7 protein-coding genes and 1 pseudogene are annotated in these 5759 nt (G+C 73.1%); 4 read left to right on the top strand and 4 right to left on the bottom strand.

What is annotated here, in order from left to right:
* Window positions 1-362: pseudogene (locus ACWDX9_RS58785) on the bottom strand (putative protein N(5)-glutamine methyltransferase); the annotation flags it as partial.
* A gap of 193 nt (window positions 363-555) precedes the next feature.
* On the opposite strand from ACWDX9_RS58785, the gene ACWDX9_RS58780 reads away from it, so the two are divergent.
* Genes ACWDX9_RS58780 through ACWDX9_RS58770 form a run of 3 tightly spaced genes read left to right on the top strand, consistent with a single transcriptional unit; the run spans window position 556 to window position 2567 of the window.
* Complete coding sequence (locus tag ACWDX9_RS58780) at window positions 556-1419, top strand: SMP-30/gluconolactonase/LRE family protein (RefSeq protein ID WP_449972229.1); 864 nt, start codon at window positions 556-558, stop codon at window positions 1417-1419.
* Between the two features lie 58 nt (window positions 1420-1477).
* On the top strand, window positions 1478-2077 hold the full coding sequence (locus ACWDX9_RS58775) for a TetR/AcrR family transcriptional regulator (RefSeq protein WP_449972226.1): 600 nt from the start codon (window positions 1478-1480) through the stop codon (window positions 2075-2077).
* Window positions 2061-2567: an FBP domain-containing protein gene (locus ACWDX9_RS58770; RefSeq protein ID WP_449972223.1), complete on the top strand. Its 507-nt coding sequence runs from the start codon at window positions 2061-2063 to the stop codon at window positions 2565-2567. The genes ACWDX9_RS58775 and ACWDX9_RS58770 overlap by 17 nt, the downstream gene beginning before the upstream one ends.
* A 221-nt stretch (window positions 2568-2788) precedes the next feature.
* On the opposite strand, the gene ACWDX9_RS58765 is transcribed toward ACWDX9_RS58770, so the two are convergent.
* On the bottom strand, window positions 2789-3697 hold the full coding sequence (locus tag ACWDX9_RS58765) for a LysR family transcriptional regulator (RefSeq protein ID WP_449972221.1): 909 nt from the start codon (window positions 3695-3697) through the stop codon (window positions 2789-2791).
* Window positions 3698-3781: 84 nt separating this feature from the next.
* Here ACWDX9_RS58765 and ACWDX9_RS58760 point away from each other — a divergent pair, with 84 nt between their 5' ends.
* A complete protein-coding gene (locus tag ACWDX9_RS58760) occupies window positions 3782-4603 on the top strand; it encodes an isocitrate lyase/PEP mutase family protein (protein WP_449972218.1) in 822 nt (273 codons plus the stop codon).
* 36 nt (window positions 4604-4639) lie between these two features.
* Here the strand turns inward: ACWDX9_RS58760 and ACWDX9_RS58755 are convergent, their stop codons facing one another.
* Window positions 4640-4999, bottom strand: coding sequence for a hypothetical protein (locus ACWDX9_RS58755; protein WP_449972215.1), 360 nt, complete (start codon window positions 4997-4999; stop codon window positions 4640-4642).
* A gap of 450 nt (window positions 5000-5449) precedes the next feature.
* Window positions 5450-5759, bottom strand: a 310-nt coding sequence (locus tag ACWDX9_RS58750; RefSeq protein WP_449972212.1) for a hypothetical protein, incomplete at its 5' end; no start/stop codon positions are given.

Below are 5759 nucleotides of genomic sequence, written 5' to 3'. Positions count from 1 at the left end.
GCCAGCGCCGCCCCCGCCGCGCCACTGCCGCAGCACAGGTCGAGGAGGACCGGCGGCCCCGCGACGCGGCGGGCCAGCGCGACGGCCTGGCCGATGAGGAACTCGGTGCGCGGCCTGGGCACGAACACCCCCGGCTCCACGACCATCCGCAGGCCGCAGAACTCCGCCCAGCCGAGGACGTGCTGGAGGGGTTCGCCGGCGACGCGGCGCTCGACCATCGCGGCGAGCTCCGCGGGGGTGCGGGCGGTGGAGACGAGCAGCTCGGCCTCGTCCTCGGCGAACACGCAGCCTGCGGCGCGCAGCCTGGCGACGACGGCGGGGGTGGGGGCGGCTGAAGGGACAGATGACGAAAAAACCGACATGAGAGCCTTTCGGGATGCCGATGGGCGCTCCCGTGGTCACCTAATCCTGATCATGGGGAGGGAGCACCCGGCCTGCAACAGCGTTGATGGGTCTCACCTCCTAGGGACGATCTGGCCGAGAGCGTACCAGAGCTATCTCCCGGCTCCCGATAGGGTCGTGGATCACGACCCCGCGACCTCCTGGGAGAGCGTCATGAGCATCGCCGCGTACACCGTGACCGACCCCGTGGCCGAGCACGGCGAGGGGCCCGTGTGGTCGAGCCGGTGGGGCGGGCTGCGGTGGGTGGACATGCTGGCCGGCGACGTGCTGGCGCTCGACCCGCGGGGCGGGGTGCGCCGCCGCCACGTGGGCAAGGTGGCCGCCGCGCTGCGGCCGCGCACGTCGGGCGGCTACGTGGTCGCGGGCGAGCGCGAGCTGCTGCTGTCCGACGGCGACGATCTGGACGCCCCGCTGCGCTCCCTGGGCGAGGCGTGGAGCGACCCCGGCGTCCGCATGAACGACGGCGGCTGCGACCCCGACGGCCGCTTCTACATCGGCAGCATGGCCTACGACGAGACCCCGGGGGGCGGGTCGTTCTACGTGGCCGGGCCCGGCGGCGACCTGCGGGTGGTGCTGCCGGAGGTGACGATCTCGAACGGGTTCGACTTCAGCCCGGACGGCTCCCTGGCCTACTACGCCGACACCACGACCGGCCGGGTGGACGTGCTCGACTACGACCCGGAGGGCGGACTGAGCGGGCGCCGCCCGTTCGCGGTCGTCGATCCGGAGCATGGGGCTCCCGACGGGCTGACCGTCGACGCCGAGGGCGGGGTCTGGGTGGCGCTGTGGGAGGGCGCGGCCGTGCGCCGCTACGACGCGAGCGGCCGGCTCGACGCCGTCGTCAGCCTGCCGGTACGGAGGGTCACGGCGGTGACGTTCGGCGGCGAGGGCCTCGACCGGCTGTTCATCACCACCTCCGCGCTCGGCGTGGACCGGGCGGAGCAGCCGGACGCGGGCGCCGTCTTCGCCGCCGACCCCGGCGTTCAGGGGCGGCCGGTCCTCCTCACTACCTTGTGAGGTGCTAACCTAGCCCATCTAGGAAAATAACTAGACGGCTTAGGCTCAGGAGGTGGCCATGGCGCGTGCCGGGCTGACGGCGGACCGGGTGACCGAGGCGGCCGCGGAGCTGGCCGACGAGGTCGGGTTCGACAACATCACCGTGTCCGCGCTGGCACGCCGGTTCGGGGTGGCGGACGCGAGCCTGTACTCGCACGTCAAGAACCTCAAGGACCTGCGGGTCCGGGTGGCGGTCCTGGCCGCCCGCGACCTGGCCGACCGGCTCGCCGACGCGACGGCGGGGCGGGCGGGCAAGGAGTCGCTGGCCGGGTTCGCCAGTGCGTGGCGCGAGTTCGCGCGGACCCGTCCCGGCCGCTACCAGGCCACCCAGATGCCCCTGGACGCGGCCGTGGTGGCCGAGTCCGCGGGGCATCTGCGGATCATGTCCATCACGTACGCGCACCTGAGCGCGTACGGGCTGCCGGAGCCGGACCTGACCGACGCCATCCGCCTGCTGCGCAGCACGTACCAGGGATTCTTCAGCCTGGAGGCGGGCGCCGGGTTCAACCACCCGCGCGACCTCCAGGACACCTGGACGAAGATCCTCGACGTGCTCGACGTCGCGCTGAGGCATTGGCCGGGCAACCCCCAAGGAAACGATCATGAATCCCCTCTCTGAGAACGACATCCGCGCGTCCTTCGTCAACTGCTCCAAGGGCGAGGCCCGCCGGCTCGGCCTCCCGCGCGACCTGTCCGAGTCCCCCTGGACCGACCTCGACTTCCTGGGCTGGCGTGACCCGGGGGCGCCCGAGCGGGCGTACCTGGTGGCCGAGCGCGACGGTCGGGCGGTCGGTGTGGCGTTGCGCCTGGCGCAGGAGGTGCGCAGGAGCTTCACGAAGTCCACGCTGTGCTCGGTCTGCGTCACGCCGCATTCGGGCACCGGGGTGGCGCTGTTCACCGCGCCCAGGACCGGGGCGGCGGGCCGGCAGGGCAACACGGTCGGCGCCTACATGTGCGCGGACCTGGCCTGCTCCCTCTACGTCCGTGACAAGAAGCGCACGGAGCTGGGCACCCGGTTCGAGTCGCTCACCGTGGAGGAGCGGATCGTGCGGGCCGCCGCCAACCTGGACGGGTTCCTGGAGCGGGTGCTCGACGGCGACCTGAGGTGACGCGGCTCGGCGGCGGCCTGCGGGGACGCGGCTTTGTGACGGCGGCCTGAGGCGACGTGGGTTGGCGGGGGCGACGTCCAGCGCGCGTCCGTGGACGGGAAGGGCCGTCCGCGGCGCCGTTCCGGCGCTCTGTGAGGCGCCGGTGCGGGCGTCGCCCATGGCTTGGACAGCGCTTGCACTCCCGGCGGTTCCATCGAAACGCCGGCGAACCCGCATCCGCGTCAACCCAGCAGCTCAGGCGTGTGATCCTTGAGCGTGTCCAGGAAGGCCGCCGCCAACCGGCTCCGGTGGCCACTCCGCCTCCGTACGGCCACCACGGGCAGGCCCGCGTCCATGCTCTCCACCTCGATCGCCCGCAGGCTGCCGATGCGCAGCTCCTCCCGGACGCTTCCGGTGGGCATGAGCGCGACGCCCAGCCCGGCCTCGACCAGCCTGCGCTGCGCGGTGAGGCTGTCGATCCTGGTGATCGCGGGGTCGGCCAGCCCGGACGCGAGCAGCAGGCGTTCGAGAAGGTGGCCGAAGGAGTCGGACTGACCCCGCTCGGGCGGGAAGCCGAGCCACCGCTCCCCCTGGAACGCCCGCAGGTCGGGCAGGCGGCGGGCGGTGACCGGGTGCGAGGCGGCCACCACGACCAGGAGTTTCTCCACACCCAGCGGGATCGACTCCAGCTTGGGGTCGGCGTCGGAGAAGTAGCGAAGGCCCAGGGAGGCCTCGCCACCGCGTACGAGTGCGCTCACCTCGCGGCTGGTCGCGGTGCGCAGCTCGACCGAGGCGTCGGGGAACTCCGCCTCGAACGCGCGCAGCGCCCGGACGATGTGCGAGTCGGCCAGGGTGCCGACGATGGCCAGGCTGAGGGCCTGCGCCTCGGCGGGCTCCCGCGACAGGTCCCGTACGGCCCGCTCGCCGTCGCGCATCGCGGCGAGGGCCGCCTCGGCGTACGGCAGCAGCGCCCGTCCCGCCTCGGTGAGCACCACCCGGCGACCGGCCCGCTCGAACAGCGCCGCGCCCAGCGAGCGCTCCAGCTCCCTGATCCGGCGGCTGATCGCGGGCTGGGACCGGTCGAGCCTCCTGGACGCCTCCGTGAACCCGCCTGACTGGGCGATGCACACGAACGCCTCAAGCTCCTCCACTGTCACGATCCATCAGTATTCCTGATGTCAAATGTCAGATCTATGCATTTGACGGATCGCGACGGCGGCGACGACAGTGGGCTCATGACCGATCAGATGACCAGGGCCGCCCGGTTCCGGGCTCTCCACGAGCGGCCGGAGCCCTTCCTGCTGCCCAACCCGTGGGACGCCGGAACGGCGCGGCTGCTGGCCGGCCTCGGCTTCGAGGCGATCGCCACCACGAGCCTCGGCGTGGCCAACATGCTCGGCCGCACCCGGGCGAGCCGGCAGGACATCCTCGACAACTGCCGCCTCATCAGCGAGGCGACGCCGCTGCCCGTGAACGCCGACCTCGAGAACGGCTACGCCGACGAGCCCGCCGAGGCGGCCAAGATGATCGAGGACGCCTGCGCGTACGGCGCCGTCGGGGCCTCCATCGAGGACGCGACGGGCGACCCCCGGACGCCGATCTACGACTTCGGGCTCGCCGTCGAGCGGATCCACGCGGCCGTCGAGGTCGCCCGCGGCCTGCCCGTCCCGCTCGTCCTGACCGCCAGGGCCGAGAACCTCCTGTACGGCGTCGCCGACCTGGACGACACGATCAGGCGGTTGCAGGCGTTCGAGGCGGCGGGCGCCGACGTCCTGTACGCGCCGGGCCTGCGCACGCTCGACCAGATGCGCGCGGTCGTCTCCTCCGTCGGCAGGCCGGTCAACGTCGTGATGGGCTTCGCCGACCCCTCGATCACGCTGGAGCAGCTCGCCGAGATCGGCGTGCGCCGGGTGAGCATCGGCGGCGCGCTCTCCCGGCTGGCCCTGCGGTCATTCCTGGACGGAGCCCGGCAGATGCGAGCGGGCCGGTTCGGGTTCATCACCGAGATGGCCTCGATCTCCGAGCTCCACGAGGCCTTCGCCCCGTCGCCCGAGTAGACCGCCATCACCCGAGCAGGTCGCCGATGCGCGGGCTCATCGGGAGAGCAGCCACCGCCAGCGTGGCAGCTCCAGCACCGCGGTGACCACGGCCAGCACCGACACCGCCACGGCCACGACGACGGGCCAGGCGACCCACGCCGCCGCCACCGCGGCCACGAGCTGCAGCAGGACCAGCGCGATCGTCACCGGCCCCGGCACCGCGACGATCACGTTCCGTTTGTCGCCCGGCGTCGAGAACAGCGTGGGCAGGCCGATCAGCACGACGACCGACAGCACGGCCAGCGGCACGGAGTGCGGGGCGAGGGCCCACGGGGTCGCGACCCAGGCGATCAGCTCGGTGGCGAACCGGAACGCGGAGGCGACGCGGTCGTCCGGGCGCGGGGCGGAGGGCATGCGCGCAATCTACCGGGAGCGCCCCACGTGATCCGCGACGGCCTCCGACGCCAGCCGACCACGACCCGCACCCGGGCAAGGTCGCCGATGCGCGCGTACGGCGTGTCCGGATCGCCTCCACGCTGGGAGCTCACGCATACGGTCACGAAACGGATGCCAGGCCTGGTGAAGACGTGCCAGCGATGGGTGCCGGGCTCGGGGAAGACGTGCCGGCGATGGGTGCCGGGCTCGGGGAAGACGTGCCGGCGCTCGACGGTCACCTTCGCGGCCGAGGCGGACGTGCCCCCGGTCGCGAAGGAGCCGGAGCCGCCGAGGTCCCACCGAGACGATCTCACCGGTGCCGGGCGGCACCTCGGCGACGGCCCGCAGCGTCAGCGTCCTGGCCGGGCGCGACGTCGGCGCGGAGCCCGCCGTCGACGGTGAGCGTGGCCACCGGACACCGGCCTCTGATCAGGGTGCCATCGTGGCCTCCATGAAGCTGATCGAGGCAGGGTCCCGGGGATCGCCGTGGATCTCCTCGCCCGCGAAGACCACGAACTGGTGCCACCAGCCGCTCAGCTGCCCGGCCGGGAACTTGGCGGCCGTCCAGGGCCTGGCGTCGGCGAAGACGTACTCGGCCCAGGGGTTGGCCGGGTTGGGCGGGGCGGCGAAGTAGGCGGAGCCGGCCTTGGGCCAGACGACGGCCTGGCCGCCCTGCCCGCGCACGGCCGCGAGGAACTCGGCCGGCGGCGGGTGGCCCATCGCGTACGGGCTCCACACG

Source organism: Nonomuraea sp. NPDC003201 (assembly GCF_053590415.1).
This window is presented reverse-complemented; position numbering and strand designations above follow the sequence as displayed.

Excerpts from the sequence above, each read along its gene's own strand:
- ACWDX9_RS58780 (WP_449972229.1), top strand. The coding sequence starts at position 556 with ATGAGCATCGCCGCGTACACCGTGACCGACCCCGTGGCCGAGCACGGC.
- ACWDX9_RS58775 (WP_449972226.1), top strand. The coding sequence starts at position 1,478 with ATGGCGCGTGCCGGGCTGACGGCGGACCGGGTGACCGAGGCGGCCGCG.
- ACWDX9_RS58770 (WP_449972223.1), top strand. The coding sequence starts at position 2,061 with ATGAATCCCCTCTCTGAGAACGACATCCGCGCGTCCTTCGTCAACTGC.
- ACWDX9_RS58760 (WP_449972218.1), top strand. The coding sequence starts at position 3,782 with ATGACCGATCAGATGACCAGGGCCGCCCGGTTCCGGGCTCTCCACGAG.
- ACWDX9_RS58755 (WP_449972215.1), bottom strand. The coding sequence starts at position 4,999 with ATGCCCTCCGCCCCGCGCCCGGACGACCGCGTCGCCTCCGCGTTCCGG.